Source organism: Dolomitihabitans soli (assembly GCF_022213955.1).
Taxonomy (GTDB): domain Bacteria; phylum Actinomycetota; class Actinomycetes; order Streptosporangiales; family Streptosporangiaceae; genus Streptosporangium_A; species Streptosporangium_A soli.
The window spans coordinates 1-25,656 of the sequence record NZ_JAKNTW010000038.1; the positions used below are offsets into that span (position 1 = coordinate 1).

Consider the following 25,656-nt stretch of genomic DNA (forward strand, 5'->3'; position numbering starts at 1 on the left):
CGCGGCGCGCGGGGGGGGGGGGGGGGGCGCCGGGCGTGCCCCCCCCCGCCCCCGCCCCCCCCCCCCCCCCGGACGGCCGCCCGCGCCGGGGGATCGAGGCGGCCCGCCCTGACGGCGGTCGCGCCAGTGGTCAAACGGTTCCAGTCGTCATTATGGGCGACCGTAATAAGCCGTTAGCCGGGCGCATTACTGAAGTCCGGAAACTGGTAATCGAAATTTCCTGACATAGGATGCTTCCGCCTCTAAACCCTCTTGAAAAGTCGATAAATGGGCTTCATTCTTCTCGGCGTGACTGTAAAAGATCACAGTCCCGCTAAGGAGTGCATGTGTCCCGTACTTCCCGGCACTGGCGCACGGTCCTCGTCTCCGTGCTCGCCGTCCTCGGCCTCCTCATCCCCCAGGGAACGGCGCAGGCCGCACCCGCTCCCGACAAGATCAGCGATGCGGTGCTCTCCGAGTTGGAGCGCAGCGATAAATCCACCTTCTGGGTTCGGATGAAGGGCGAAGCAGATCTTTCCGCCGCACGCAGGGCGGTCACCAAGGACGACAAGGCGCAGTCGGTCTTCACCGCGAAGACCGAGCACGCCAAGACCTCGCAGGCGGACCTGAGAGCGCTGCTCAAGGCGCAGCAGGCCGAGTTCACCCCCTTCTGGATCGTCAACGCGGTCAAGGTCACCGGTGACGCCAAGCTGGCGGGCGAGATCGCCAAGCTGCCCGAGGTGGACCGGATCGATCCCGTCCGGACGCTGTCGCTGCCCAAACCCGTGCCGGGCACACCGGTGGCCAAGGTCAACGCCGTCGAGTGGAACGTCGACCGGATCAACGCCCCCGGCGTCTGGAGCGAGCTGGGCGACCGGGGAGAGGGCCTGGTGGTGGCCCACATCGACTCCGGCGCGCAGTTCGACCACCCGGAGATCGCCGCCGCCTACCGCGGCAAGCAGCCCGACGGCACCGTGGACCACGACTACAACTGGTTCGACCCCGCCCGGATCTGCCCGACCAACGCGCCGTGTGACAACAACGGCCACGGCACCCACGTCATGGGCACCATGGTCGGCGCGGGCGGCATCGGCGTCGCGCCCGCCGCCAAATGGATCGCCGCCAAGGGCTGCGAGGTCAACACGTGCACCGACGCGTCCCTGCTGGCCGCCGGCCAGTGGGTGCTCGCCCCCACCGACCTGGCCGGTCAGAACCCGCGCCCGGACCTCGCGCCCGACATCGTCAACAACTCCTGGGGCGGTGACGGCTTCGACCCCTGGTACAAGCCGACCGTGGACGCGTGGGTGAACGCGGGCATCTTCCCGATGTTCGCCAACGGCAACGAGGGCCCGGCCTGCCGTACCAGCGGATCGCCCGGACAGTACGTGGCCAGTTACAGCAGCGGTGGATTCGACGTGAACAACGTGGTCTACAACCGCTCCAGCAAGGGCGAGGGCGAGAACGGCGAGATCAAGCCGAACCTGTCCGCGCCAGCCGTGAACGTGCGCTCCTCCGTGCCCGGTAACACCTACGACAGCTACACGGGTACCTCCATGGCCTCGCCGCACGTGGCGGCCACGGTGGCGCTGATCTGGTCGGCCGCGCCCCGGCTGCAGGGGAACATCGCCGCCACCCGGTCCCTGCTCGACGGGACCGCGATCGACGTCAACGACACCAGCTGCGGGGGGACCGCCACCGACAACAACGTCTGGGGCGAGGGCCGCCTCGACGCGCTCGCCGCGGTCCGGGCCGCGCCCCGGGAGGCCCTCGGCGAGCTGAAGGGCACGGTCACGGCCGGCGGCACCCCGGTCGCCGGCGCCACGCTGACGATCTCCGGCCCGCTCAGCCGTACGGCGGGCACCGCGCAGGACGGGACCTTCAGCGTCCCGCGGCTGCTTCCCGGCGACTACGAGATCACCGTGACCAGGTTCGGCTACGACGAGGGGGTCGCGACCGCGACCGTCGTCGGCGACCAGACCGTCGTCACGGACATCGCGCTGACGCGGCAGGCGACCGGCGTGGTGTCCGGCACGGTGACCATCGCGGGCACCCCGGAGCCGGGCGTCACCGTGGCCGCGACCGGCACGCCGGTCAGCGCCGTCACCGACGGCGCGGGCCGCTACCAGCTGACGCTGCCGCAGGGCTCCCACAGTCTCCAGGTCACGCCGCGGTCGCGCTGCGGAGCCGGCACCACGGTGCCGGTCGAGGTGACCGGAGACGTGACCAAGGACGTCGAGCTGCCACTGCGCGGCGACGGCTTCGGCTACACCTGCGCGAGCGGCGCCCAGCCGTACGTGGCGGGCACCGAGAAGCACGCGCTCACCGGCGACGACGAGGCGGCGCAGGTCACGCTGCCGTTCGCGGTGCCGTTCTACGGCGCGGCCCAGTCCCGGGCCTGGATCGCCACCAACGGCTTCGCCACCTTCGCCGCGGACCGGGTCACCACGGCGGGGAACGGCGCGCTGCCCTCGGTCGCGACGCCGAACCTCGCGGTGTACCCCTACTGGGACGACCTGGTGGTCGACGCCGAGGCGGGGATCTACACCGCGACCACCGGCACCGCGCCGCGCCGTACGTTCGTGATCGAGTGGCGCAACGTCCGGTTCTACTCGGAGGCGGCTCAGCGGCTGTCGTTCTCGGTGCTGCTCGGTGAGGACGGCTCGATCTCCTACCGCTACAAGGACATCGAGAGCGAGCGCGACCAGGGCACCAGCGCCACGGTCGGGATCGAGAGCGCGGGCGGCACCGACGGCCTGCAGTACTCCCGCGACTCCGCCGCGATCAGCAGCGGGCAGGGGGTGACGTTCACCGCCAGCAGGCACGGCCTGGTGACCGGCGTCGTCACCGACGCCAACGACGGCGAGCCGCTGGCGGGCGCGTCGGTGAAGGTGGGAGACGTGGCCACGTTCACCACCGCCGCCGACGGCACGTTCACCGGGCAGGTGCTGGCCGGCGACTACGCGGTTGAGGTGTCCAAGGAGCACTACGGCACCTTCACCCAGGAGGTCACCGTCGCACCGACCGTCGTCACCAAGATCGACACCGCTCTGGTGACCGGCAGGGTCAGCGCCTCACTGGCGGAGCTGAGCGTGGTCGCGCCGGCGAACTCCAGCCGGACGCGTACGGTCGACCTGTCCAACCTGGGCACGGCGACCGCCTACACGGTCACGACCGACCCCGCCCAGGGCGGCTGGCTGACCGTCACCCCGGCCTCGGGGCAACTCGCCAAGAACCAGACCGCGAAACTGACGGCGACCATCTCCAGCACCGGCGTCCAGCCGGGCGGAATGCGCACCGGCAAGCTGATCGTCCGCTCGGCCAGCGGCCGGCAGCCGGTCATCGAGATCACCGTCACGGTCGTGGTGCCCGCGCACCAGGTCGCGGTGGACGCGGCGGGCTCCAAGGAGATCGTCGACGGCACCGGGGACCGCTGGACCGTCGACCGCAAGTACACCCAGGGCGGCCACGGCTACGTCGCCACCTCGACCCGTACGACCACCTCCAGCCGGACCATCGCGGGCACCACCGAACAGGAGCTGTTCAAGCGGGCCCGCGAGAACATGCTGGAATACCGCTTCGACAAGGTGCCGGCCGGCACCTACACGGTGGAGCTGGGCTTCGCCGAGACCCGGTCGATGCCGATGGGCTCACGAGTCTTCGACGTCATCGTCGAGGGCCAGCTCGCGATCCCGGCCCTCGACCTGGCCCTGGAGGCGGGCACGTACACGGCGGTCACCAGGCAGCACACCGTGAAGGTCACCGACGGCCAGCTCAACGTGCGCTTCGCCGCACGCAAGGGCGCACCGATCGTCAGCTTCGTCCGCATCTCCGAACGCCCCGACAAGGCCACGCCGTGACCCGGCCGGTCACCGTGGCTCGGGGCCGGTGAGGCGGCGGTCGCCGCGCGTGGTGATCACGAACACCTGCCAGTTGTAGTAGGCGTAGAAATTACGGATGTCCCGCTTCATCTGGCGGGCGTGGAGGAGGACCGCGTCGACGTAGGCGTAGGAGTGGTTGTACGCGTACAGCGCGCGGCGGTAGTCACCCGGCGCACCTGAGGCGTGCAGGTAGTTGGCGGCGGCGAGCAGGGCATCATCGGTGTCGTGCACGTCGCCGCCCATGCCGTACGCCTTCCAGGTGCCCGGCATGAACTGCATGGGCCCCTTGGCGCCGGTGTGGCTGGGCGACCGGACGCGGCCGAACTTGGTCTCGACGAACATCACCGCCGCCAGCACCTCCCATTCGACCCCGAACCGGCGCTCCGCCTTCCGGAAGGCGCGGAGCAGGTCGCCGGCGGGCTCGGGCGGCCGGACCCGGAACTTCGCGGTTCCGGTGAGCGGCCGGACCAGGGAGCGCAGGTTGCTGGTGGCCTTCACGTTGTCCTTCGCCTGCCCGGCCAGCGCCTTCGGCAGCTCCGCGTAGGTGCGGGCCGCGAGCTTGGGATTGCGGGCCAGGTGGCGGTAGACGCGCTGCTGGTGCAGTGCGAGCAGGACCACCGGCTCGGGGGCGGGGTCGTTCTTGCCGGTCCAGCCGTCGATGGCCTGGCGGAGGTCGGCGGTGGTCTTGACCAGGTCTCCGGCGAGCCGGGACGGGTCGCCGGGGATGGCCACGTCGGGCGCCGGCGGGATGGGCGCCGGGGACGGGGGCCGCTCCGCGGACCGTGCCGGGGCCGGCCGCTTCTCGGCGGACCGGGTCACCTCCTGGGCGGCGGCCGCGGGGGTCGGTCCCGGGGAGCCCCCGCAGCCGGAGATCACCACGGTCAGCCCGACCAGTGGCACCGCCACCAGCCGCCCACGCCACCGGGCCGTGTTCGTGCCCGTGACCGGGCCGGTCGCCGGTGAGCCCTCCAGGGGCCGCGCATTCTGATCCTTCACCGGCCCCAAGTTACCCCGCGCGGAGGTCCCGCAGGTCCGTTGCCCGCCGAACGCGCCGCGTCGTCCCGCCGTCAGTCCGCGACGGGCGGACTGATCAGCCGTTCGACGAGCTGCCGGTAGGCGGCCTTCATCGGCAGGTCCCGTTCCACGTGCAGGCGGCGTCTGCGGGCGATGACGTCGATGCCGCGGATCGGGTCGTGGCCGGGGTGATCGTAGGTCTCCCACCACAGGCCGACACCCCGGCGTTGCCAGGCGGGCAGCTCGTTGAAGTTGACGCCGTGCTGGAACAGCAACTCGTTCTTGTCGGCGACGGTGGTGCGTTCCAGGATCCGCCCGGCGTCGCGCTGGGAGCTGCCGTTCTCCCGCAGGGTCCAGTAGCACCAGCCGTTGAGCGCGCAGCGGGCGGCGTCGGCCTGCCGCCAGGACAGGTAGTCGACGACGTCCTCGATGGTGTTGCCCAGCCAGATGCGGCTGTCGAAGTGCACGGGCGCCCCGGCGGCATGGGTGAAGGCCGCGGCGGCGACGGCGGCGGAGATGGACACCAGCTTCTCCACCTCGCGGCTGAACAGGTCGAAGTCCGGCGGCAGCACGACGGAGATCTCGTCGCTCTCGGCGTACGCGTAACGCCCGCCGAGCTCCTCCAGCAGGGATTGCGCGGTCGTCGCCATGAGCGCCGAGAAACGCGCGTCGAAGGGCTTGTCGAAACGCGGCTCGGTGAAGCGGGAGAAACGGCGGCCGTCCACCCGGATGATCGCCCAGGAACCGGGCGGCAGCGTGAGCGAGTGGAACCACTCCCGAGCCCGCATCCTGGCTTCCAGCTCGTTTTGGTTCACGCCTCATCCTCTCGTATCGAGAAACCGCCGCGGCCGTCGAACCCGACCGTGAACAGCCGGTCGAACCCGTCGTCCGGGCGCGGGCGGCGCAGGCGTCCCAGCGTCGCGAAGACGCCGACCTCGGGCACCCGCGCCCGCCCCTCTCGTACGGCGTTGCGCGCGAGCGACCCGTCCACGTCGGGCGGGAACCAGTACCCGGTCACCCGCGCCCCGTGCTCGGCGGCCACGTCGATGAGCGGCCGCCACTCCTCGGGCGAGGGGTTGGTGTTGTCCACCGCCACGCTGCGGCCCTGCTCCAACGCCTCGTGGATCAGACGGAGCTGACGCCGCTGCCGGTGCCGGGCCTTGCGGAAGTCGTCCTTGCTCACGTGGACGTGGGTCGCCTCCAGCGCCTGGCGGTAGAACGTGCTCTTGCCCGATCCCTGCAACCCGACAAGGATCGCCACCTCCAGCGCACCTGCTTCGTCACCCGGTCTTCGTGGCGTGCTCACCAGGCCATCGTTCCACCCCGCCGAGGCGTGCCGTCCGGCACGGGCGCCCCTCGCCGAGACTGGTCTTCGCCGACCTCAGCGGTACGGCGGGCGCCGTGCACCGGCCTGACAGGCGTCTTCGGCCACGGGATTCACGCTCCCGGGACGCCCGGTGAGACGGCCAGATGCCGGGCGGGGAACTCGCCGCCGCCGTGGACGGCGAGGTCCGCGCCCGTGACGTAGGGGGAGAGGTCGCCGGCGAGATAGAGGCAGGCGCCGGCCACGTCGGCGGGCGTCGCCATCCGGCCCATCGGGATCAGCTCCCCGATCGGGGCCCCGTCGTAGAAGGAGGCCGCCGCCTCGGTCCGGACCAGCCCGGTGGTGATGTGGTTGACCCGCACCTTCGGCGCCCATTCGAGGGCGAGGGCCCGGGTGAGCGCGAGGAGCCCGGCCTTGGCCGCGGAGTAGGCGGCGGTGCCCGGTTGCGGATCGTGGGCGGCGACGCTGCCGATGTTGACGATGGCGCCGCCGGTCCGCTGGCCCTGCATGATCGCGTTGGCCGGCTGCGCGACGTAGAAGGGCGCGAGCAGGTTGAGGGCGACGACCTTCTCCACGAGCCGCGGGGAGATCGTGTCCGCCGCCGCGGCCGGCGAGCCGCCGGCGTTGTTGACGAGCACGTCGAGCCGCCCGAGGTGGTCCGCCGCCCGCTCCACCAGCCCGGCGGCGGCCGTGGCGTCCCGGATGTCCGCCGCGACGAAACGGGCGGACCGCTCTCCGGCGCGGGGCAGGGCGCCGGGTTCCCGGCGCCCGCCGACGACCACCTCGGCCCCCGCCGCGAGGAACGCCTCCGCGATCGCGTGGCCGATCCCCCTGGTCCCGCCGGTGACCAGCACCGCCCGGCCGCTGAAGTCCATCGCTTTCCCTCCGGTGGCTTGCTATCTTACTTTCTAACAAATGTTTGGTGGAAGGACGAGCGGATGGGCATCTCCACCACGAACCACGACGACGGGATCGCCGAGATCGTCATGGACCTGCCGCCGGTCAACGCGCTGCCCGTACGGGGCTGGTTCGACCTGGCGCACGCCGTCCGGTCGGCCGGGCGCGACCAGCGGACCCGCGTGGTGGTGCTGCGCGCGCTGGGCAAGGGCTTCAACGCCGGGATCGATCTCAAGGAGACGCAGGCCGCCACCGGCTTCGACGCCCTGGTGGGCGCCAACCGGGGCTGCTTCGCCGCGTTCGCGGCCGTCTACGGATGCGAGGTTCCGGTCATCGCCGCCGTGCACGGGTTCTGCCTGGGCGGCGGCGTCGGCCTGGCGGGCAACGCCGACATCGTGATCGCCGCCGAGGACGCCTACTTCGGCCTCCCAGAGGTGGCCCGCGGAGCGCTCGGCGCGGCGACCCACCTGGCCCGGCTCGTTCCCCAGCATCTCGTCCGCGCGATGGTCTACACCTGCCGCAACGTCGGCGCCGCCGAACTGCACGCCTTCGGCTCCGTGCTGGAGGTGGTCCCCGCCGGACGGCTCCGCGCCGCCGCCTTCGAGGTCGCCCGCCAGATCGCCGCCAAGGACCCCTACGTGATCCGCCGGGCCAAGGAGTCGCTGAACGGCATCGACCCGATCGACGTCGAGCGCAGCTACCGCTTCGAACAGGGCTTCACCTACGAACTCACCCTGACCGGCGCGGGCGACCGGCACCGTGACGCCTTCCTCGCCGAGGAGCCGGAGTGACCAAGACGATGACGGCCGAGGAGGTCGCGGGCTCGCTGGAGAACGGCATGACGGTCGGCATCGGCGGCTGGGGCTCGCGCCGCAAGCCGATGGCCCTGGTCCGCGCGATCTGCCGGTCCCCCGTCGAGGACCTCACGATCGTGTCGTGCGGCGGAGCCGACGTGGGCCTGCTGTGCGCCGCCGGGAAGGTCCGCAGGCTGATCGCCCCCTTCGTCACACTCGACTCCATCCCGCTCGAACCGCACTTCAGAGCCGCACGGCAGCGCGGGGCCGTCGAGTTCACCGAGTACGACGAGGGCATGTTCATGTTCGGCCTGCTCGCGGCGGCGCACCGGCTGCCGTTCCTGCCGACCCGGGCGGGGCTGGGCTCCGATGTCATGCGGATCAACCCGGGGCTGCGCACGGTCCGCTCGCCGTACGAGGACGGGGAGGAACTGGTCGCGGTGCCCGCGCTGGCGCTGGACGTGGCGCTCGTGCACCTGGACCGGGCCGACACGCGCGGCAACGGCCAGTACCTCGGCCCCGATCCCTACCTGGACGACCTGTTCGCCAAGGCCGCCGCCCGCTGCTACCTGAGCTGCGAGCGCCTGGTGGACCCGGGCGGGCTCGCCGGCCCGCCGCAGACGCTGCTGGTCAGCCGGATGCACGTGACCGGAGTGGTGGAGACGCCGGGCGGCGGCCACTTCACCGACTGCGGCCCCGACCACGCTCGCGACGAGGCGTTCCAGCGGCACTACGCCGGCGCCGCGGCCGGCCGGGAGACCTGGGCGGCGTTCACGGACCGCTTCCTGACCGGGGACGAGGCCGCCTACCAGGAGCAGGTGCGGCGCTGGCACGAGGAGGAACGACGGTGACACGCGGGCCTCGAAAGCACGCGCCGGCGTGCCGGCCCGAGGAGGCAGGCGTGGCGATGCCGGAAGGAATGGCGATGCTGTCGGACCGAGGGGAGACGCGGTGACGCTGGAAGGCACGGTGACGCTGGACGGCGCGGTGATGCCGGGAGGCGTGGCGAGGCCGTCGGACCGAGGGGAGACGCGGTGACGCTCGGCCGGGAGACGGCGCGCTCGCCGGGAGCGGGGAGTGCCGGGGCGGCGACGCGGGCCGAGGTCTGTGTGGTCGCCTGTGCCGAGGCGTGGCGCGGCGACGGTGAGATCCTGGCGGCGGCGATGGGCACCTGCTCGGCCCTCGGGGCCAGGCTGGCCAGGCTCACCTTCGAGCCCGGCCTGCTGACCACCGACGGCGGCGCGCTGCTGACCGCCGAACCGGCTCCCATCGGAGGACCCGCGGGCCCCGCCGAGGGCTGGCTGCCGTTCCGCGACCACCTGTGGCTGGTGCAGAACGGGCGGCGGCACGTGATGATGGGCGCCGCGCAGCTCGACGGGCACGGCAACGCCAACATCTCCGCGATCGGCGACTGGGCCCGGCCGGAGTCGCAGCTCCTCGGCGTGCGGGGCGCACCGGGCAACACGATCTGCAACCCCACCAGCTACTGGATCCCCAGGCACTCCACCCGGGTGTTCGTCCCGGCGGTGGACCTGGTCAGCGGTGTCGGCTCGGCCAGGGCGGCGGCGCTGGGCCCGCGGGCGGCGCGGTTCCACGGTCTGCGCCGCGTGGTCACCGACCTGTGCGTGCTCGACTTCGGCACGCCCGACGGGAGGATGCGGCTGGCCTCCGTCCACCCGGGGACGACCGTCGAGCAGGTCGTGGCGGCCACCGGCTGCCGGCTCGTGATCGACGGTGACGTGCCGGAGACCCGGCAGCCCACGCCGGAGGAACTACGGCTGATCCGCGACGTCCTCGACCCCGGCGCTCTCCGCGAACGGGAGGTCCGGACGTGACCGCACAAGTGCTGGGCAGGCCGCCGTCCCGGTTTACCGGGGTGTCGTTTCGGGTTGGTGCCGGCCGCTTCGTCGTTCCGGTTCACCGGGGTGCGGTGTTCCAGGGTGCCGTGCGCGAGGGGGGTCCGACGTGATCGGGCAGGTGCTGGACACCCCGCTGACCCGGTTCGCCGGGGTGCGGTGTTCCAGGGTGTGGGAGGGTCCGACGTGATCGGGCAGGTGCTGGACACCCCGCTGACCCGGCTCACCGGGGTCCGGCATCCCGTCGTGCAGACCGGCATGGGCTGGGTGGCCGGGCCGCGGCTGGTCTCCGCCGTCGCGAACGCCGGTGGCCTGGGCATCCTCGCCGCCGCCACGATGACCCTCGACCGGCTCGCCGCCGCCATAGCGGAGGTCCGCGCGCGCACCGGAGCACCCTTCGGGGTGAATCTGCGCGCCGACGCCTTCGACGCGCGGGACCGTGCCGACCTGCTGATCGCGGAGCGGGTGAAGGTGGCCTCGTTCGCGCTGGCCCCCAGCCGGGAGCTGATCGCCAGGCTGAAGGACGCGGGCGTCGTGGTGATCCCCTCGGTCGGCGCCAGGCGGCACGCGGAGAAGGTCGAGGCGTGGGGGGCCGACGCGGTGCTGGTCCAGGGTGGCGAGGGCGGCGGCCACACCGGGCCGGTCGCCACCACGCTGCTGCTGCCACAGGTCGTGGACGCGGTCGGCATACCGGTGATCGCCGCGGGCGGGTTCTTCGACGGGCGCGGGCTGGCGGCGGCCCTGGCGTACGGCGCGGCGGGTGTGGCGATGGGCACCAGGTTCCTGCTCACCCGTGAAAGCACGGTCCCCGACCCGGTCAAGCGGCTCTACCTCGGCATGGCGGAGACCGTGGTGACGCGCCAGGTCGACGGCATGCCGCACCGCGTGCTCCGGACCCCGCTGGTGGACGCGCTGGAACGCGCGGGCCGCGTCTCCGGGCTGGTCCGCGCGGCCCGCAACGCCGCCAGGTTCCGCCGCCTGTCCGGCCTGTCGTGGCCGGGCCTGATCCGCGACGGCCTGGCCATGAAGCACGGCAGGGAGCTCACCTGGCCCCAGGTGCTGATGGCCGCCAACACGCCGATGCTGCTCAAGGCGGCGATGGTGGACGGCAGGCCCGACCTCGGGGTGCTGGCCTCGGGGCAGGTCGTGGCGCTCATCGACGACCTGCCCTCCTGCGAGGACCTGATCGACGAGATCGTCTCCATGGCCGCCGACGTCCTGGGCGGGCTCGGCCGGAACCTGGTGGCGAGCCGGGGGCCGGTGGACGGCGGATGTCCGGTGGCGAGCCGGGGGGCGGTTGAGGGCGGGAACCCGGTCGAGAAGGAGGCGCGGCCATGACGCCGTCGTACGTGCCGGGGCACGGCCTGCTGGACGGCCGGGTGGCGGTGGTGACCGCCGCCGCGGGCACCGGCATCGGCGGCGCCTGCGCCCGCCGCCTGCTGGAGGAGGGCGCGCACGTCGTGGTCAGCGACGCCCACGAGCGGCGGCTGAAGGAGACCCGCGCCGCGCTCGGCCGCCTGGCCGGACCCGGCCGGGTGACCGCGGTGCCGTGCGACGTGACCTCGGAGGAACAGGTGCAGAACCTGTTCGCGGTGGCCGAGCGGCGCGTCGGGCCGGTCGACGTGGTGGTCAACAACGCCGGTCTCGGCGGTACGGCGAAGCTCGTGGAGATGGCCGACGAGCAGTGGGCCAGGGTGCTGGACGTGACGCTGACCGGAACGATGCGGTGCACCCGTGCCGCGCTGGCCCGGATGCAGCCGAGGGGCCGGGGCGTGATCGTGAACAACGCCTCGGTGGCCGGCTGGCGGGCACAGGAGGGACAGGCGCACTACGCGGCGGCCAAGGCCGGCGTCATGGCCCTGACCAGGTGCGCGGCGATCGAGGCCGCGCCGTACGGCGTGCGGGTGAACGCGGTCGCGCCGTCGCTGGCGATGCATCCCCATCTGGCCAAGGTCACCACGGCGGAACTGCTGGCCGAGCTGACCGCGAAGGAGGCGTTCGGACGGCACGCGGAGCCGTGGGAGGTCGCCAACGTTATCGTCTTCCTCGCGAGCGACTACTCCTCCTATCTGACGGGCGAGGTCGTCTCGGTCTCCAGCCAGCATCCCTGAGAGGTCCGCCTGCCGATGAGCCCACGACGCCGAGACTCCGAGAGCACCACGACCGCACGGGCGGAGCGGCGCGCCGAACTGCTCGGCACGGCGGCGGAGGTGTTCGCGGCCCGGGGATACGCCGCCACCACGGTCAGAGAGGTGGCCGAGGCGGCGGGCATGCTGGGCGGCAGCCTCTACTACCACTTCGACTCCAAGGAGTCGATCGCCGACGAGATCCTCTCGTCGTTCCTCACCGACCTGTGGGCGGCCTACGACCGGGTGCTGGACGCCGGCCTCGACACCCGGGACACCTTCCAAGAGCTGATCATCGAGTCGTTCCGGATGATCGACAGGCATCGCCCGGCCGTCGTGATCTATCAGAACGAGTCCAAACACCTCGGGACGAATCCCCGCTTCGCCTACCTGCTCGACTCGCAGCGGCGGTTCAGGGAGATGTGGCTGGCCGTGCTGGACCGCGGAGTCCTGGACGGCACGTTCCGCGTCGGCCTGGACACCGGCCTGATCTACCGTTTCCTCCGCGACACCGTCTGGGTCGCCGCCGGCTGGTACCGGAGGGACGGCCGGTTGTCCGCCGACGAGATCGCCGGGCAGTACCTCACCATGATCCTTGACGGGATCCAGACGACCTGAGGAGCAGCGATGGCCGAGGCGTACATCGTCGGAGCGGTCCGCACCCCCGTGGGCAGGCGAGGCGGTGGCCTGTCGCCGATTCATCCCGCCGACCTCGGCGCGCACGTGCTGACCGCGTTGATGGCGCGCACCGGGATCGACCCGGCGGCGGTGGAGGACGTCATCTTCGGCTGCGTGGACACCGTCGGCCCGCAGTCCGGGGACATCGCGCGCACCTGCTGGCTGGCCGCCGGGCTGCCCGAGGAGGTGCCCGGCGTCACCGTCGACCGCCAGTGCGGCTCCTCCCAGCAGGCGATCCACTTCGCCGCGCAGGCCGTGCTCTCGGGCACCACCGACCTGGTGGTCGCCGGCGGCGTGCAGAACATGTCGCGGATCCCCATCGGCTACGCCTCCCTGGGGGCGGTCGAACCCCTCGGCCTCACCGGCGGGCCGTACGCCGGCTCGACCGGCTGGCAGGCCCGGTACGGCGAGCAGGAGATCTCGCAGTTCCGGGGTGCCGAGATGATCGCCGACCGGTGGGACATCTCCCGCGCCGAGATGGAGGTCTTCGCCTACGAGTCGCACCGGCGGGCGATCCGGGCGATCGACGAGGGACGGTTCGACCGGGAGATCGTGCCGCTGGGGGAGTGCGCGACCGACGAAGGCCCGCGCCGGGACACCACGCCTGCCCGGATGGCCGCCCTGCGACCGCTCCGGGAGGGCGGCCGGCTGACGGCGGCCGTGGCGTCCCAGATCTCCGACGGCGCCGCGGCCCTGCTGATCGCATCCGAAGCGGCGGTACGGGCGCACGGCCTGCGTCCCCGCGCCCGCGTCCACCACGTGTCGGCACGCGGCGAGGACCCCGTCCGGATGCTCTCCGCGCCCATCCCCGCCACGGCGTACGCACTGAAGAAGGCCGGCATGTCCATCGGCGACATCGACTCCGTGGAGATCAACGAGGCGTTCGCCCCGGTCGTGCTGGCCTGGCTCAGGGAAACGGGCGCCGACCCCGCCCGGGTCAACCCCAACGGCGGCGCCATCGCGCTCGGCCACCCCCTCGGGGCCACCGGAGCCCGCCTGATGACCAGCCTCCTGCATGAGCTGGAACGCACCGGAGCCAGGTACGGCCTGCAGACCATGTGCGAGGGCGGCGGCCAGGCCAACGTCACGATCCTCGAACGCCTCTGACCCCCTACTTCGAACGCGCAGGGAGCCGGCCGACGTCATGCCTCTAACCCCTATTTCGAACGCGCCGAGAGCGAGGCAGGGTCCGCAACCGGGCCTGGCCGACGGACCCCTTGGTGTGAGGGCGCGGCGACGAGGTACGGCCCGCGGGCCGTATGCGAGGGCGGCGGCCGGGACAACGTCACGATCTTCGAACGCCTTCGCGTTCCCCGGCCCGCCGGAGGGCGCTACGAGGCATGCTCGGAGGGGTGCCGCCGCCGGTTCGCGCGTGGCCGTCTGCCGTGCCGAGGGCGTAGAGCCGGACGCGGTGTTCGCCGCGAACGGCCTGATGACCGTCGGAGTCATGGACTGCCTGGTCGACTCGGGCGTACGGGTGCCCGACGACTTCGGCGTCGTCGGGTTCGACGACATCCCCTGGGCGCACCTGGTGCGGCCGTCGCTGACCACGGTCGCCCAGCCGACCTACGACCTGGGGCGGACCGCGGCGCAGCTGTTGTTGGAGCGGGTGCGCGAGCCGAAGCGCGCGCCGAGCACGGTGGAGCTGAAGACCGAACTGCGCGTGCGCGACAGCAGCGTCCCCTCGCGCCCTCCGGCGGTCGAGGCCGCCGGCGGGTGACGCGGCGGCTCGTGCCCCGTCGCCGCCATGGCCCGGTCGGTCGTCCAGACGGCCGGTGATCGCCCGCCGGGCAGGTTCACGTCCGGGCGATCGGGCCCGGGAGAGTCACGCGTCGCCGAAGACCTCCCACACCTGGATCAGGTTGCCGCTCAGCGGGAGGTGATCCACTTTGGCGAGGACGGGATACTTGAGCCGCTTGAGGGCCTTGGTGAAGTCGGCGGTGCGGCAGTCCTTGGTGCCGAGGCCGTCGCGGCCCGCGTTGACGTGGTTGCTGAGCCAGCGGTCCCCGCACTTCCTGGTCACCCGGCTGAATGACAGGGCGGTGTAGCCGAGCTTGGTCGTTTTTCCGTTCCGGGTGAACAGGAGCGTCGTGTCGGTCACCCGCTTGATCGTGCCGAGGGCGGTCGTGGGGTCGCCCTGGTCGGCGAGCAGTTCGTGGATCCGGGTCGTCGCGCCGAGCGACACCCTGACCGGCACGGGGTCGAGCCGGAGCGCGAACGTCAGGTCGCCGTCCGCGCAACGGGTCGTGCCCAGGCCCTTCTTGTCCACCTTGACGACGCCCTCGGTCTCCTTGAGGTCGCACTCGGCCGTGACCCTGCGGAAGTCGGCGCCCCGGTAGCCGATCCGCCGCTCCTTGGCGCCGGGGATGGGCGTGAGCCGGTGGCGCAGCACGCCGTACTGCTTGACGAGTTTCGCCTTGGCCGGTGTGATGCGCAGGGTGCCGGCTCCGTCGGCCCAGGCGAAGCCGTACAGGACGGGTGGGGGTGTCGACGCGGCCGTGGCGGGTGTGGCGGCCAGGGCGGTGGTGAGGACGGCGGCGAGCGTGGCTGTGGCGAGCGTGCGCGACATGGTGTGACCCCCCTGGTAGTGATCTGCTGTTGAGTAAGACTCGCCGAACTGCTCGAAGGTTCACGACTTTTGAGAGGAAGGGAATTATCCGCCGGTGCAACCCTCCTCCACATTGCTTTATCGCGATATCGTCATTTCTGACGCAAATGCCTCGATGAGGAAGGAACGGGGCTGGCGGTTCACGAGGGAAAAGAGCACAGCGGGCTGGCGAGGAGTCGCGCGTGCGTGAAACCTGTGACGTGACCATCGCGGGTGGAGGAATCGTCGGCTGTGCCATCGCCCAACGGCTCACCGCCGAAGGCCGCCGCGTGGTGATCGTTGAGAAAGGGCAGCGGCTCGGCAACGGCGCTTCCTCCGCGGCGATGGGCGGCATCATCACGGAGACCGACGAACTGTGCCTGGGTCCACTGCGCGAGCTGGTGAAACGGAGCCGCGAGCTGTATCCGGCGTGGGTGGCCGCCGTCATCGGGCTGTCCGGCATCGAGGTGCCGCTGCTGACCGCCGGTGCGCTCCAGATCGCGCTCGACGATGCCGAGATGATCCGTTTGCACGAGCGGATCGTGCCGCGCTGGCAGGCCACCGGAGCACGGGCCGAACCCCTGCTCCGGCATGAGGTGCTGCGGGCGGAGCCGCTGATCAGCCGGCAGGTCCGGGGCGGATTCCACCTGCCGGCCGAGCTCGCCCTCGAACCGCGGCGGCTGATGGCCGCGCTGTCCGCGGCCCTGTGGCTGGATCCGGGGGTGCGGATCAGGCTGGGCACGCGGGCCACCCGGGTCGACGCGAGCCCGCACGGCGTCGCCGTCCACCTGGACGACGGCACCCGGATCGAGTCCGGCCACGTCATCGTGGCCGGCGGGCACCTCAGCGGCTCCCTCGCCCCGGACCACGCCGGCCAGCTCTTCCCGATCAAGGGGGAGGCGATCGAGGTGATCGCCCCCGGCGCCGGCGGCTACCCGATGCGCCACCACGTCTACGCCTCCGTGGAGGGCAGGGACATCTACGCCGTGCCGAGGAACGACGGGCGGCTGGCGGTCGGCGTGACCCACGAGCGGGGCCGGTCCGACACAGTCCCCACCCCGGGGAACCTCGCGATGATCCGGCACGGCCTCGCCGCGCTCGCCCCGTCCGCGGCCTCCTGGCGGATGCGACGGCACTGGTCGGGCGTACGGCCGGGCAGCGTGGACGGCATCCCGTTCATCGGCCCCGCCGACCGGTACGGCCGGCTGATCCTCGCCACGGGGCACGCGGGGCTCGGCATCACCCTGGCGCCGGTCACCGCGGAACTGGTCGGCGGCCTGCTGGATCCCGGCGGAACGGACGCGGCCACCCGGGACCTGCTCGCGCTGTGCGATCCCGCGCGGGTCAGGTCAGCGATCGGGCCGAGTCCCACAGAACGTTGAACCGCTCGGTCATGGCCCGTACCCGGGCCTGTTCGAGGACGAGCTGGGTGTTCATGATCATGTGCATCCCCTCGCCGACGTCCGGCCCCGGAGTCGTCTCGTAGCTGACCACCTCGTCGAACACCACGAAGTCGGAGAGCCAGCCGCGCAGGGTCGTCGGGATCGTGGCGGGATCGAGCACCCGCACCTCGATGCGGATCTCCGACTGCCATTTGTAGATGCGCCTGAACACCTCCTCGTCGGGACGGTCGGAACGGTCCAGAACGAAGATCCGCCGGATCCGGACGCCCTTGTGCACCCGGTCACGCTGGACCTGGAGATACCGCAGCCCGAGGTCGGTGGTCCAGAACCCGCCCTCCAGGTCCCAGGCGCCGGCGTCGACGGTGGGAATGCTGACCGCGTCGATGGACCTGGTGGCGTGCCTTGACAGGCCGAGCAGCCACTCGCGGTCCTCACCCTCCTGGATCACGCTGCCCTCGCCCAGTTCGCGCAGGAAGTGGGACACCCGGGCGATCTCCGACTGCGCGAGGTTCTGCACCAGCTCGGGCGTCTCGATGCCCAGCCCGGTGGCGTTGCGCACGAACTGGGTGATCACGTCGGTCTGCAGGGCCGACGACTCCACCAGCCCGAAGAGCTCCGTGGCCTCGTTGATCCGGTTGAAGCCGCTGTCCATCAGCAGCTGCAACGAGTGGTGGTGCTGAAGTTGCTCCTCGCGGACCGCCTCCAGCTGATTGTCGGAATCGACCAGGAACTGCACCACGAACACCACACCGCCGATGAAGACGGAAAGGGTGATGCTCCAGATGAGATCAGGATCGGCGACGAGAACGTTGGTCAGCGCGAAAGAAGATCCGCCGACGAACAGGGTGAGAATGACTTTGCGTACGGTCTTGGGGAACACCTCGGCGCGGGGAGGGATCTCCATCTGCTTCTCGCCTGCTCTCTGTCACACTTAGAAGAGACAAGGTGTTGACCGTTATCTGGTCGCGGATTCTCGCCACGGATGACGTCCATTGCCGGGTGAAACCCGGATGCCTTTCCAGCTCCTCCCAGAAAGGCAGGAAGGGCTCCTCGACCCTGGCGCCCGGCATCCACAGATGCAGGAGATGGTCGATCGCGGGTGACAGCCTCGCGGCGATCTGCGCGGGCGCCGCGGTGCCGATGAGCGCCCGCTGGATGAGGGTCTGCAGGGTGGTGAGCAGCCAGTCGTGGAGCGCCAGGTCCTCACAGAAGGCGACCACGTCGGTCGTCGGCTCCCCGGTGAAGCGCAGCGTGCGCATCGTGTCCCTGCCGAGGGTGAGCCGCATGGCCGGGCGGCCGTCGCCGCGGGCGTCGTCCCGCTCGAACAGCCAGCGCAGCCGGGTGCGGGTCGTCTTGAACGGGGTCTTGCGGTCCAGCCGTGCCGAGTCCTGTACGGCGCCCATCAGCCGGCCGCTGATGGCTCCGACGTTCAGGACGTCCATCGGCGGTTCGGGGGTGACGAAGCCGTCGGCCATGTCCTGCCAGCGCGGCCTGCCGTACACCTCGACGACGCCTGGGGCGGCGAGGTAGTGCGACCAGGGGAGCCGCTGGTCGCTGTCCGACCGCAGGAGCGTGGTGTAGGACGAGCCCTGCAGGACGCGCCCGCCGACGATCGTGGCCCGGTGGGACACGGTTCCGGTGCCTCTGATCCGCGCGCCCGACGAGCTGGGCAGGCGGCAGTCGACCCCGGTGAGGACGTCGGGGGAGATCGCGTAGAGCAGCGGGCGCTGCCAGGTGCGCGGTTCCTCGCCCGAGGTCAGCCGCAGGACCTCCCGGCACTCGGTCTCGGAGAGCTCTCCCAGATTGCGCAGGAGCCCGGTGTGTACTTCCCCCATTATCAGCATCTGGTCTCCTGGACGGTGCCTACAGGAACACGTAGGAGACTCGGTCGACCAGCTCATCGGCGAGCTGAAGTCTTTCGCCATGGGCGCGGCCGGCCACCTGGTGGAGCACCTCAGGGTCGACGGCGACCTGGCTGAGGATCGTGCGCACCGCCAGCTCGACGGGGAGGAAGCGGGAGGGGAGGACCGAGGCGGTCCGGTAGGCGGAGAACGGCTGGGCCTTCGGGTTCAGCTGGACGAGGGACGGCAGCGTCTCCCAGTCGGAGGGTAAGGTCTCCGCCGCCGGAACGGGCCGGACGACCGGCTTGCCGTGGTCTCTGAGCAGGCCGAGCCGCATCAGCTGCCAGACCGAGGCGAGATAGGGACACGACCACACGCGGGCGCCGTCCGGCTCGTCCCAGAGCTCCACGTCGACGAAGATCGAATGTCGTCTGGCCGCGTTCTGGACGGGTGGATGCCACTGGGCCTCCGCGCCCATGGCCTCGAATCCGCCGGCCTCCGGGCCCCGCCGGCCGTTGCAGAGCCAGCCGCTCTTGACCAGCGGCGGGCGCGCGCCGTTCGTGCCCGGGGCCGGGTCCGCGACGATCCGGTCCAGGACGAGCCTCGCCACGTCCACCTCGCCCGACCGGGCGCAGCCCGCCTCCCTGGCCAGATAGTCGATCGTGAGGCCGGTCTCGCCCGCCGCCGCGATCACCATGGGCACGACCGCGTCCGGGGAGCCGAACTGGCTGAAGTAGTCGTCGATGAGGAAGCAGGTGCTCACCCGCGCCTTGCCGCCCACCGAGGAGCGGACCGTCTCGACCCACGGCGCGACCAGGCGGAACTGGGCGCGGATGTGCTCGAACCCCTTGGCGTAGTCTTCCATGTAGAGGTGGCCCAGCTCGATGGAGACGTGGGAGAGCGGGGTCGACTCCACCCGGCGTTCCGCGGTCTCCTCGGTGAAGGCGGATCTCACAGACCCTCCCAGGCGCGCTCGTCGAAGATCTTCGTGGCCAGGTCGTCGAAGGCCCTCGTCGTGCCCTCGTTGGCGATCTGGCTGGCGTAGACGTCCTCGTCGACGATGATCTGCTCTCGCCACTGCAGCACCGGGTCGAGCGGGACCTTGCCCAGCATGGCCGTACGGCCGACCCGGTTGCGCCCGGCCAGTTCGTGCAGGTCGCGGTTGCACTCGTCGAGCCAGGCGAGCTGGGTGGAGCGCAGCGCCGAGAGGTCGGGGGAGCTCGGCTCGACGACGGCCGTGCGCACGAAGCGGATCTGCTCGGCCAGGCGCCGCTTGTCGTGGCCGTGCGCCGCGCCCACGTCGAGGAGTCCGCGCCGCTCGTACACGAGCCCGGCGGCGGCGATGATGTGCTGCCTGGTCCAGCGGTGGTAGACCAGCCAGCGGAAGGGGATGGCCGCGAGCTCCGGGCGGGCAGTGGCGGCGAGGACCATGTCGGCGGCGTAGGAACGGCCCGCGCTGAGGTCGACCAGGCACAGGTCGAACTCCTCGTCCAGGCGCAGGAACAGCCGCACGCACTGCTGGACGACGCTCGGCACGGTGGGGAACTCGCCGCCGCTGGAATCGCCGGGCAACAGGACCAGTTGCCCCGCCCCCGGCGGCTTGCCGCGCAGCGCGCTCCGGTCGGAGCTGGTCCAGACGTCGACGCGGTACGGCTCCGCGACCTTCTCCTGCAGGTAGGAGTGCATGCCGCCGCGGTCGGTGCCACGCTCGGCCGTGCTCACGTTGAAGATCGCGCCGGCGGTGGGCGAGCCGAAGTCGAAGTCGAGGTAGCAGACGTCGTTGCCCCTCAGCGCGCGGCGGTACACGATGTTGCTACTGGTGACCGAGCGGCCGGTGCCGCCTTTGTCACTGATCGCGAAAACCAGCATCGTCAGTTCGCCCCCGCGGCGTTCTCCCGGGCCAGCGCCAGTAGTTCGAGGTCGCGGAGGGACTCGTTGATCAGGGCCATCGCGCTGCCGGGACGCGCCCGCACGATCGCCCGCGCACGCTGGAGGTTGCCCTCGATGCTCCGCAGTTTGGGCTGGAGCGCCTGCCCCGAACTGGTCGCCCAGATGAGCTGTTCCTGGTCGTAGAGGTGCTCGGCCTCGCTCAGCATCTCGCCGGCGATGTCGGAGAGCATCGGGCTGCGGATCGGGTCGGCCTCGCTGGTCTTGGCCGCGGAGACCAGGAACTCGACCACCCGTTCCGTGAAGTACCACGAGGGGACCTCGCTGGCCGGTTCGATGTCCGCGAAGACGTTGGACGGCTGGTCCCACAGGTCCCGGCCCACGCCGTTCCCGCAGCGGCGTTTGTGGATGTGCACCCAGATCTCGTCGGCGAGCGACAGCAGCCGCTCACGCGTCTGGGTGCTCTGCGCGATCGAGGCCACGCCCATCGTGCGTTTGAGCAGGGTGATGGCGAAGTCGGAGATGAGCCAGTGCATCGACGGCCCGATGGCGTCGCTGCCGTCGAGCTGGTAGATCACCCCCGGCGAGTGCATCCGCACCGTGGGGTCGTCCTTGATGGCCCGGCGGGTGATCCGGGCCCGGATGGCGAGTTCGTCGAGCACGCCGGCGACGCGGTTGAGGACCGTGTCGCTGGCTCGGGTGCGCAGCAGGTTCTCCACCACCATGGCGGTGACGAGGAGCGAGAAGTAGTCGGACTCGGCGTCGTCGGTGGTGCGCCACGGGATGTCCTCCAGCGGCCAGCGCCCGCGCCCGAACATGGCGATCCGCGACCAGTAGGCCTGGGTCAGGTCCCACCGGCGCTGGAGGGCGTTGGCGAGCTGCTGCTGGTCGTCGTCGAGCAGGCCGAGCACGCGAGTGCGCTCGGAGAACAGGTCGGTGATGCTGGTCAGCGCGATCACGGTGAAGTAGAGGAAGGGCAGGTTGGGCGCGATGCCGCCGGCCGGCGGTCCCACGTCGAGGTCCGTCTCCACCAAGGGGGCGTCCTGCACGATGCCCCAGCTCCAGCCGCACTCGAACAGCAGGTTGGGGTTGTCGAGGTCGACCTGCCCGGACCCGATCGTCAGGTCGCGCAGGCCGGCCCGGACACCGGTGAGCTGCCGCTGCAGGTCCTCGATCACCCGGCGGTCGGGGGAGCCGGTCTGGTTGACCGAGCGGATGAGCACCCGGCCCTGGGGAGAGCCGGGGTCGAAGGCGTTGATGGTGAAGCTGCGCAGCAGGTTGACCATGGCCGCCGACAGCCGCTTGCTGGCGCGCGACTCCACGTCGAGGATCTCCCGGAGGAGCTCCTCCCGGCGGACGCTCCGGCGGAAGACCTTCAGGAAGCCCAGGATGCTCAGCATCAGGGTCACCGACATCGAGAACGAGTCGACGACGTCGAGGTCCTGCTGCTCCTTGGTGACGTCCTGGGCGGGGTCGTTCGACTTGAAGTAGCTGCCGCCGGCGAACAGCGGCCGGCCGTCCTCGCTGGTGTAATTGTCGAGATACTCCCTGATGACGCGAATGAGAGTTTTGGGGACTTCGATGCTGTCGCCGAGCGCGGTGAGGGATTCGAGGACGTCCTCGGCGGTCTCGTCGGGCACATCGATTTTGAATCCGGTCAATTCGGAAGCAGGGAACATAAGGCACAAAAGTTGTTCAGTGTCCGAAATGGAATTCGAACCGTCCCGCCCGCCCCACGTCCACCGGCCGTCGTGCGTCGAGGTCCGGGAAACCGCCCTCCAGACCTCGAGAAGCTGCTGGCGTGGCTGCAGTTTCATAGGCGCAGGACCTCCCCGGGAAGGTTACTTCACTTGCGAAGCCGACCGTGCGCCAGAATCATCCCGCTATATCCATCACGCAGCAAGCCGTCACTATCAATATGGCTCACGATTACGTCCGGCGCGTACGGCTCCAGCTTCCGGCGTGCGATCCCCTCGTCGACCCTGATCGCCGGGAACAATTGATTGCCGGCCTGGTAACCCGTGGAGTTCTCCATGAAGGCGATCGCGAACGGCGCGCCCGGGCGGAGGGCGCCGACGAATTTGCTGATCGCCCGCGTGAATTCCTGCTTCGAACTGGTGATGGAGTCCGCGACGAAGAACATCGTGCCGACGTCCCACTCGGCGCGCGGCAGGTCGAAGATGCTTCCCTTGTGGACCTTGGCCCGGCGGGCGAGGGCCTGGCGTGAGTCGCCGACGCTCTGGTAGCGGCCCTTCTCGGTGAGGACCTCCCAGAAGGGGTTCCACGTCGGGGAGTGGCCGCGCACCTCGTTCTGCAGCCACTCGACGTTGGCCCGGGAGTGCTCCCAGAGGGTGATCTCCTTGCACAACGGCAGCATCGCGAGCGCGGGGTAGAGGTTGGGGCCGGTCCCCACGTCGAGGCCTCTGGCGTTGTAGACGTCCCGGATGCCGGCGAAGAAGTCGCGAACCTGTTCGATGATCTTGCGATCCTCGTCGCGCAGGACACCGTAATTGTGCGTGTAATAGGAGTGGGAGTCGAAATCGTCCCAGGGACAGTCGCTGTTTTTGGGCTCGACGAGCGTGCCGCCCGCTTGATCCGGTGCCATTTAGGTCGCTGCCTTATGTTGTCTGCTACGGGTCGGTCGCCCTGCCGCCACCAGCGCTCCACTCTCGCGAGAGTGCTGAGACTGACGACCAAGGTGCCTACTCTTATACCACCCTTCCTAGGTCATCATCGCAGGTCATTCACAGTCTGCGACGACTTGATCACCATTTGCGAGCTACTGTGGGGCGGGGTGGGGCGCGGTCTTGCCGGGACTCCTTAAGAATAAGCCGATATCGACACGATCGGCTATTTACTGGCACGTAAGTGGATTTATGTCGACCCGATAGGGAGGGAAGCCGGTGGCTTTATTCGGGACGCCGTCGCCGGATACGTGTTGCTGACCCGTTGCCATGTCGGCGCCGGCGCTGGGCCGGTGCCGAGCGGCACCATCGGCTACGCGGCGCCGTTCGGCGTCTGACCCGTCCGGGTCTGGCCGGGGCGGACGGTTCCGGCCAGACCCTCCCAGATCACGGACGGGGTCAGCGGAGTGGCGGTGATCCGGTCGGCGATCTCCGGGAGGGCGGCGGCTACGGCGTTGCCCACGGCGGCCGGCGGGCCGATGATCCCGGCCTCGCCCACGCCCTTCATGCCGCCGGGCGTCACCGGCGAGGGGGTCTGCATCAGCTCCACCTCGACGGGTGGCACGTCCGACGCGGTGAGCGGCAGATAGTCCGTGACCGGCTGGCCGTCGGCCGAGTAGACCACCTCCTCGGACAACGCCATCCCGATCCCCTGGACCACCCCGCCGCGGATCTGCCCTTCGACGATCGCCGGGTTCACCACGATCCCGCAGTCGTTGACCACCCAGTAGCCCTCGACCTCGACCGCCCCCGTCTCCGGATCGACGGCCACCGCCGCCGCGTGCGCGCCGAAGGCGAAGGTGTAGGCGGGCGGATCATAGGTCACCCGCTCCTCCAGGCCGGGGGAGACCCCTTCCGGCAGGTCCCACGCCCGCCAGGCCGAGACCGCGATCTCCGCCAGCGTACGGCGCGCCGACGGGTCGCCCTTGACCTGCACGGCGTCGCCCACGATCTGCACGTCGCCGGGAGCCGCCTCCAGCTGGTGGGCGGCGATCGTCATGATCTTCTGGCGCAGCCGTACGGCCGCCTGGATGAGTGCCGCGCCGCCGAGTGCGAGCGACCGGCTGGCGATCGCGCCGACCGGGGAGTATGGCGTGGCCGCGGTGTCGCCCAGCCGTACCCGCACCCGTTCGAACGGGACGCCCACGTGGTCGGCGGCGAGCTGGGCCAGCGTGGTCTCGATGCCCTGGCCGATCGCGGCGACGCCGGAGGAGACCACCACCGAGGTGTCCTGCTCCATCCGCAGCATCGTCGTCTCGTACCCGCCGGACTGGACGCCCGCCAGCCGCATCTCCGCAGAGTTCCCCATGCCGGTGGCCTCCACATGGCAGGAGAACCCGACGCCGCGCCGCCTCCCGTCGTCCGCCGGCCGTACCCGGACCTTCGCGCGCAGCGCCGCCACCGCCGCGGGGAAGTCGCCCGAGTCGTACGGCTGGCCGGTGCGGCTGACGTGGGGCAGCTCGTCGGCACGCAGCAGGTTGCGCAGCCGCAACTCGAACGGGTCCACGCCCAGGAGCCGCGCGGCCTGGTCCACCAGCCGTTCCCGGGTCCAGGTCGCCTCGGGCTGGCCGAAGCCGCGGTAGGAGCCGGTCGGGGTGGTGGTCGTCACGGCCGCGCGGATCCGCACGCCCGCCACGTCGAACCGGTAGGGGCCCGGCAGGGTCACCGCCGTCACCGCCAGCGGGGAGATGCCCACGTTGGACGGGTGCGCGCCGATGTCGCCGAGGATGTCGCAGTGCAGCGCGCGGAACCGGCCGTCGCCGTCGAAGCCCAGCCGGGCCCGGTGCACGGCGTCACGTGCGGGCAGGGTCGCCGACAGGTGCTCGCTCCGGGTCTCGATCCACCGCACGGGCCGGCCCAGCCGTACCGCGGCCAGGCAGACCAGCGTCTCGTCCGGGTAGACGTGCTCCTTGCCGCCGAAGCCGCCGCCGACGTCGCACGACAGCACGCGGACCTGGTCGTGGTCGAGCCCCAGCGCCCCGGCGACGTGGTCGCGGACGTGATGGCCGGCCTGGGTGCCGGCCCACACGGTGAGCGCGCCGTCGGCGAACGAGGCCACGACGCCGCGCGGCTCCATCGGGTACGGCGCGACCCGGGCCAGCCGGGTCGTCAGCTCCACCACATGCTCCGCCGCGCCGAGCGCCGCCTCGCAGTCGGCGGCCGGGTCGCCCACGGGGAAGTCGGTGAGCAGGTTGGTGCCCCAGTCGGGGTAGAGCAGCGGCGCGTCCTCGGCGAGCGCGGCCCGTACGTCGATCACCGCCGGCAGCTCCGCGAAGTCGAGGTCGATCAGCTCCGCCGCGTCCCGGGCCGCCGCCTCGGTCCGGGCGACCACCAGCGCGACGGGCTGGCCGGCGTAGCGGATCGTCTCCGTCAGCACCGGGTAGCTCGTCTCCCGCTGGCCGGGGGCCAGCGACACGCAGGGCAGCAGCACGCCGGCCGCGTCGGCGGGCGTCAGGACGTCGAGCACCTCCTCGGCGGCCAGCGCGTCCTTGACGTCGCACCGGATCAGCCGCCCGTGCGCGATCGGGCTGCGCACCACGGCCGCGTACGTCATCCCGGCAAGGGTGACGTCCGCCACGAACCGCCCACGCCCCTGGACCAGCCGGGCGTCCTCCCGGCGCGGAACACGCGCGCCGACGTACGGGTGACCATCGCTCATGGCCCGATTCTCACCCGCGGACCCCTCGGAGACCAGCAGTTCGGCCCGG

Annotated in this window: 22 protein-coding genes; 10 read left to right on the forward strand and 12 right to left on the reverse strand. The window is 71.1% G+C overall.

Features of this window, described 5'->3' with window-relative positions:
• Window positions 1-326: 326 nt before the first annotated feature.
• Window positions 327-3,836 carry a S8 family serine peptidase gene (locus MBA17_RS42820; protein ID WP_238503677.1) on the forward strand — a complete coding sequence of 1,170 codons (3,510 nt, stop codon included), beginning with the start codon at window positions 327-329 and terminating at the stop codon, window positions 3,834-3,836.
• Between the two features lie 9 nt (window positions 3,837-3,845).
• On the opposite strand, the gene MBA17_RS42825 is transcribed toward MBA17_RS42820, so the two are convergent.
• From MBA17_RS42825 to MBA17_RS42840, 4 genes are all read right to left on the reverse strand, one after another.
• Window positions 3,846-4,853: a lytic transglycosylase domain-containing protein gene (locus MBA17_RS42825; protein ID WP_238503678.1), complete on the reverse strand. Its 1,008-nt coding sequence runs from the start codon at window positions 4,851-4,853 to the stop codon at window positions 3,846-3,848.
• Window positions 4,854-4,924: 71 nt separating this feature from the next.
• Window positions 4,925-5,686, reverse strand: coding sequence for a tRNA(His) guanylyltransferase Thg1 family protein (locus tag MBA17_RS42830; protein WP_238503679.1), 762 nt, complete (start codon window positions 5,684-5,686; stop codon window positions 4,925-4,927).
• Window positions 5,683-6,177 carry an AAA family ATPase gene (locus MBA17_RS42835; protein WP_238503680.1) on the reverse strand — a complete coding sequence of 165 codons (495 nt, stop codon included), beginning with the start codon at window positions 6,175-6,177 and terminating at the stop codon, window positions 5,683-5,685. Before MBA17_RS42835 ends, MBA17_RS42830 begins: the two co-directional genes overlap by 4 nt.
• Window positions 6,178-6,308: 131 nt before the next feature.
• Window positions 6,309-7,070, reverse strand: a complete 762-nt coding sequence (locus tag MBA17_RS42840; protein ID WP_238503681.1) for an SDR family oxidoreductase — start codon at window positions 7,068-7,070, stop codon at window positions 6,309-6,311.
• Window positions 7,071-7,133: 63 nt separating this feature from the next.
• Between MBA17_RS42840 and MBA17_RS42845 the strand changes: the two genes are divergently transcribed.
• The 8 genes from MBA17_RS42845 to MBA17_RS42880 all read left to right on the forward strand — a co-directional run bounded on the left by MBA17_RS42845 (window position 7,134) and on the right by MBA17_RS42880 (window position 14,266).
• Window positions 7,134-7,883 (forward strand): enoyl-CoA hydratase family protein, encoded by a 750-nt coding sequence (locus MBA17_RS42845; protein ID WP_238503682.1) that lies wholly within the window; start codon window positions 7,134-7,136, stop codon window positions 7,881-7,883.
• A gap of 8 nt (window positions 7,884-7,891) precedes the next feature.
• Window positions 7,892-8,737, forward strand: a complete 846-nt coding sequence (locus MBA17_RS42850; RefSeq protein WP_238503797.1) for a CoA transferase subunit A — start codon at window positions 7,892-7,894, stop codon at window positions 8,735-8,737.
• Between the two features lie 183 nt (window positions 8,738-8,920).
• Window positions 8,921-9,721, forward strand: a complete 801-nt coding sequence (locus MBA17_RS42855; RefSeq protein ID WP_238503683.1) for a CoA-transferase subunit beta — start codon at window positions 8,921-8,923, stop codon at window positions 9,719-9,721.
• A 210-nt stretch (window positions 9,722-9,931) separates the two neighbouring features.
• Entirely contained in the window at window positions 9,932-11,080 is a 1,149-nt protein-coding gene (locus MBA17_RS42860) for an NAD(P)H-dependent flavin oxidoreductase (protein WP_238503799.1), read from the forward strand.
• A complete protein-coding gene (locus MBA17_RS42865) occupies window positions 11,077-11,853 on the forward strand; it encodes an SDR family oxidoreductase (protein ID WP_238503685.1) in 777 nt (258 codons plus the stop codon). The genes MBA17_RS42860 and MBA17_RS42865 overlap by 4 nt, the downstream gene beginning before the upstream one ends.
• A 15-nt stretch (window positions 11,854-11,868) precedes the next feature.
• Window positions 11,869-12,486 carry a TetR/AcrR family transcriptional regulator gene (locus MBA17_RS42870; protein ID WP_238503686.1) on the forward strand — a complete coding sequence of 206 codons (618 nt, stop codon included), beginning with the start codon at window positions 11,869-11,871 and terminating at the stop codon, window positions 12,484-12,486.
• Between the two features lie 9 nt (window positions 12,487-12,495).
• Entirely contained in the window at window positions 12,496-13,653 is a 1,158-nt protein-coding gene (locus MBA17_RS42875) for an acetyl-CoA C-acetyltransferase (protein ID WP_238503687.1), read from the forward strand.
• 37 nt (window positions 13,654-13,690) lie between these two features.
• The gene (locus MBA17_RS42880) at window positions 13,691-14,266 is read left to right on the forward strand and encodes a substrate-binding domain-containing protein (RefSeq protein ID WP_238503688.1); all 576 of its coding nucleotides are present in this window, start codon (window positions 13,691-13,693) and stop codon (window positions 14,264-14,266) included.
• A gap of 105 nt (window positions 14,267-14,371) precedes the next feature.
• Here the strand turns inward: MBA17_RS42880 and MBA17_RS42885 are convergent, their stop codons facing one another.
• Window positions 14,372-15,115 carry a hypothetical protein gene (locus MBA17_RS42885; RefSeq protein WP_238503689.1) on the reverse strand — a complete coding sequence of 248 codons (744 nt, stop codon included), beginning with the start codon at window positions 15,113-15,115 and terminating at the stop codon, window positions 14,372-14,374.
• 221 nt (window positions 15,116-15,336) lie between these two features.
• Here MBA17_RS42885 and MBA17_RS42890 point away from each other — a divergent pair, with 221 nt between their 5' ends.
• Window positions 15,337-16,515 carry an NAD(P)/FAD-dependent oxidoreductase gene (locus MBA17_RS42890; protein ID WP_238503690.1) on the forward strand — a complete coding sequence of 393 codons (1,179 nt, stop codon included), beginning with the start codon at window positions 15,337-15,339 and terminating at the stop codon, window positions 16,513-16,515.
• Here the strand turns inward: MBA17_RS42890 and MBA17_RS42895 are convergent.
• From MBA17_RS42895 to MBA17_RS42925, 7 genes are all read right to left on the reverse strand, one after another.
• Window positions 16,478-17,440, reverse strand: a complete 963-nt coding sequence (locus tag MBA17_RS42895; protein WP_238503691.1) for a hypothetical protein — start codon at window positions 17,438-17,440, stop codon at window positions 16,478-16,480. The genes MBA17_RS42890 and MBA17_RS42895 overlap by 38 nt on opposite strands.
• On the reverse strand, window positions 17,325-18,380 hold the full coding sequence (locus MBA17_RS42900; protein ID WP_238503692.1) for an SCO2521 family protein: 1,056 nt from the start codon (window positions 18,378-18,380) through the stop codon (window positions 17,325-17,327). Before MBA17_RS42900 ends, MBA17_RS42895 begins: the two co-directional genes overlap by 116 nt.
• Before the next feature lie 19 nt (window positions 18,381-18,399).
• Window positions 18,400-19,332 (reverse strand): SCO2522 family protein, encoded by a 933-nt coding sequence (locus MBA17_RS42905; protein WP_238503693.1) that lies wholly within the window; start codon window positions 19,330-19,332, stop codon window positions 18,400-18,402.
• On the reverse strand, window positions 19,329-20,246 hold the full coding sequence (locus tag MBA17_RS42910; RefSeq protein ID WP_238503694.1) for an SCO2523 family variant P-loop protein: 918 nt from the start codon (window positions 20,244-20,246) through the stop codon (window positions 19,329-19,331). Before MBA17_RS42910 ends, MBA17_RS42905 begins: the two co-directional genes overlap by 4 nt.
• A 2-nt stretch (window positions 20,247-20,248) precedes the next feature.
• Complete coding sequence (locus MBA17_RS42915) at window positions 20,249-22,081, reverse strand: SCO2524 family protein (protein WP_238503695.1); 1,833 nt, start codon at window positions 22,079-22,081, stop codon at window positions 20,249-20,251.
• Between the two features lie 29 nt (window positions 22,082-22,110).
• Window positions 22,111-22,869 (reverse strand): SCO2525 family SAM-dependent methyltransferase, encoded by a 759-nt coding sequence (locus MBA17_RS42920; RefSeq protein WP_238503697.1) that lies wholly within the window; start codon window positions 22,867-22,869, stop codon window positions 22,111-22,113.
• A 392-nt stretch (window positions 22,870-23,261) separates the two neighbouring features.
• The gene (locus tag MBA17_RS42925; protein ID WP_238503699.1) at window positions 23,262-25,607 is read right to left on the reverse strand and encodes a xanthine dehydrogenase family protein molybdopterin-binding subunit; all 2,346 of its coding nucleotides are present in this window, start codon (window positions 25,605-25,607) and stop codon (window positions 23,262-23,264) included.
• Between the last annotated feature and the right edge of the window lie 49 nt (window positions 25,608-25,656).

Excerpts from the sequence above, each read along its gene's own strand:
- MBA17_RS42845 (WP_238503682.1), top strand. The coding sequence starts at position 7,134 with ATGGGCATCTCCACCACGAACCACGACGACGGGATCGCCGAGATCGTC.
- MBA17_RS42850 (WP_238503797.1), top strand. The coding sequence starts at position 7,892 with ATGACGGCCGAGGAGGTCGCGGGCTCGCTGGAGAACGGCATGACGGTC.
- MBA17_RS42925 (WP_238503699.1), bottom strand. The coding sequence starts at position 25,607 with ATGAGCGATGGTCACCCGTACGTCGGCGCGCGTGTTCCGCGCCGGGAG.
- MBA17_RS42840 (WP_238503681.1), bottom strand. The coding sequence starts at position 7,070 with ATGGACTTCAGCGGCCGGGCGGTGCTGGTCACCGGCGGGACCAGGGGG.
- MBA17_RS42900 (WP_238503692.1), bottom strand. The coding sequence starts at position 18,380 with ATGCTGATAATGGGGGAAGTACACACCGGGCTCCTGCGCAATCTGGGA.
- MBA17_RS42885 (WP_238503689.1), bottom strand. The coding sequence starts at position 15,115 with ATGTCGCGCACGCTCGCCACAGCCACGCTCGCCGCCGTCCTCACCACC.
- MBA17_RS42870 (WP_238503686.1), top strand. The coding sequence starts at position 11,869 with ATGAGCCCACGACGCCGAGACTCCGAGAGCACCACGACCGCACGGGCG.
- MBA17_RS42865 (WP_238503685.1), top strand. The coding sequence starts at position 11,077 with ATGACGCCGTCGTACGTGCCGGGGCACGGCCTGCTGGACGGCCGGGTG.
- MBA17_RS42880 (WP_238503688.1), top strand. The coding sequence starts at position 13,691 with ATGCCTCTAACCCCTATTTCGAACGCGCCGAGAGCGAGGCAGGGTCCG.
- MBA17_RS42910 (WP_238503694.1), bottom strand. The coding sequence starts at position 20,246 with ATGCTGGTTTTCGCGATCAGTGACAAAGGCGGCACCGGCCGCTCGGTC.
- MBA17_RS42915 (WP_238503695.1), bottom strand. The coding sequence starts at position 22,081 with ATGAAACTGCAGCCACGCCAGCAGCTTCTCGAGGTCTGGAGGGCGGTT.
- MBA17_RS42875 (WP_238503687.1), top strand. The coding sequence starts at position 12,496 with ATGGCCGAGGCGTACATCGTCGGAGCGGTCCGCACCCCCGTGGGCAGG.
- MBA17_RS42895 (WP_238503691.1), bottom strand. The coding sequence starts at position 17,440 with ATGGAGATCCCTCCCCGCGCCGAGGTGTTCCCCAAGACCGTACGCAAA.
- MBA17_RS42920 (WP_238503697.1), bottom strand. The coding sequence starts at position 22,869 with ATGGCACCGGATCAAGCGGGCGGCACGCTCGTCGAGCCCAAAAACAGC.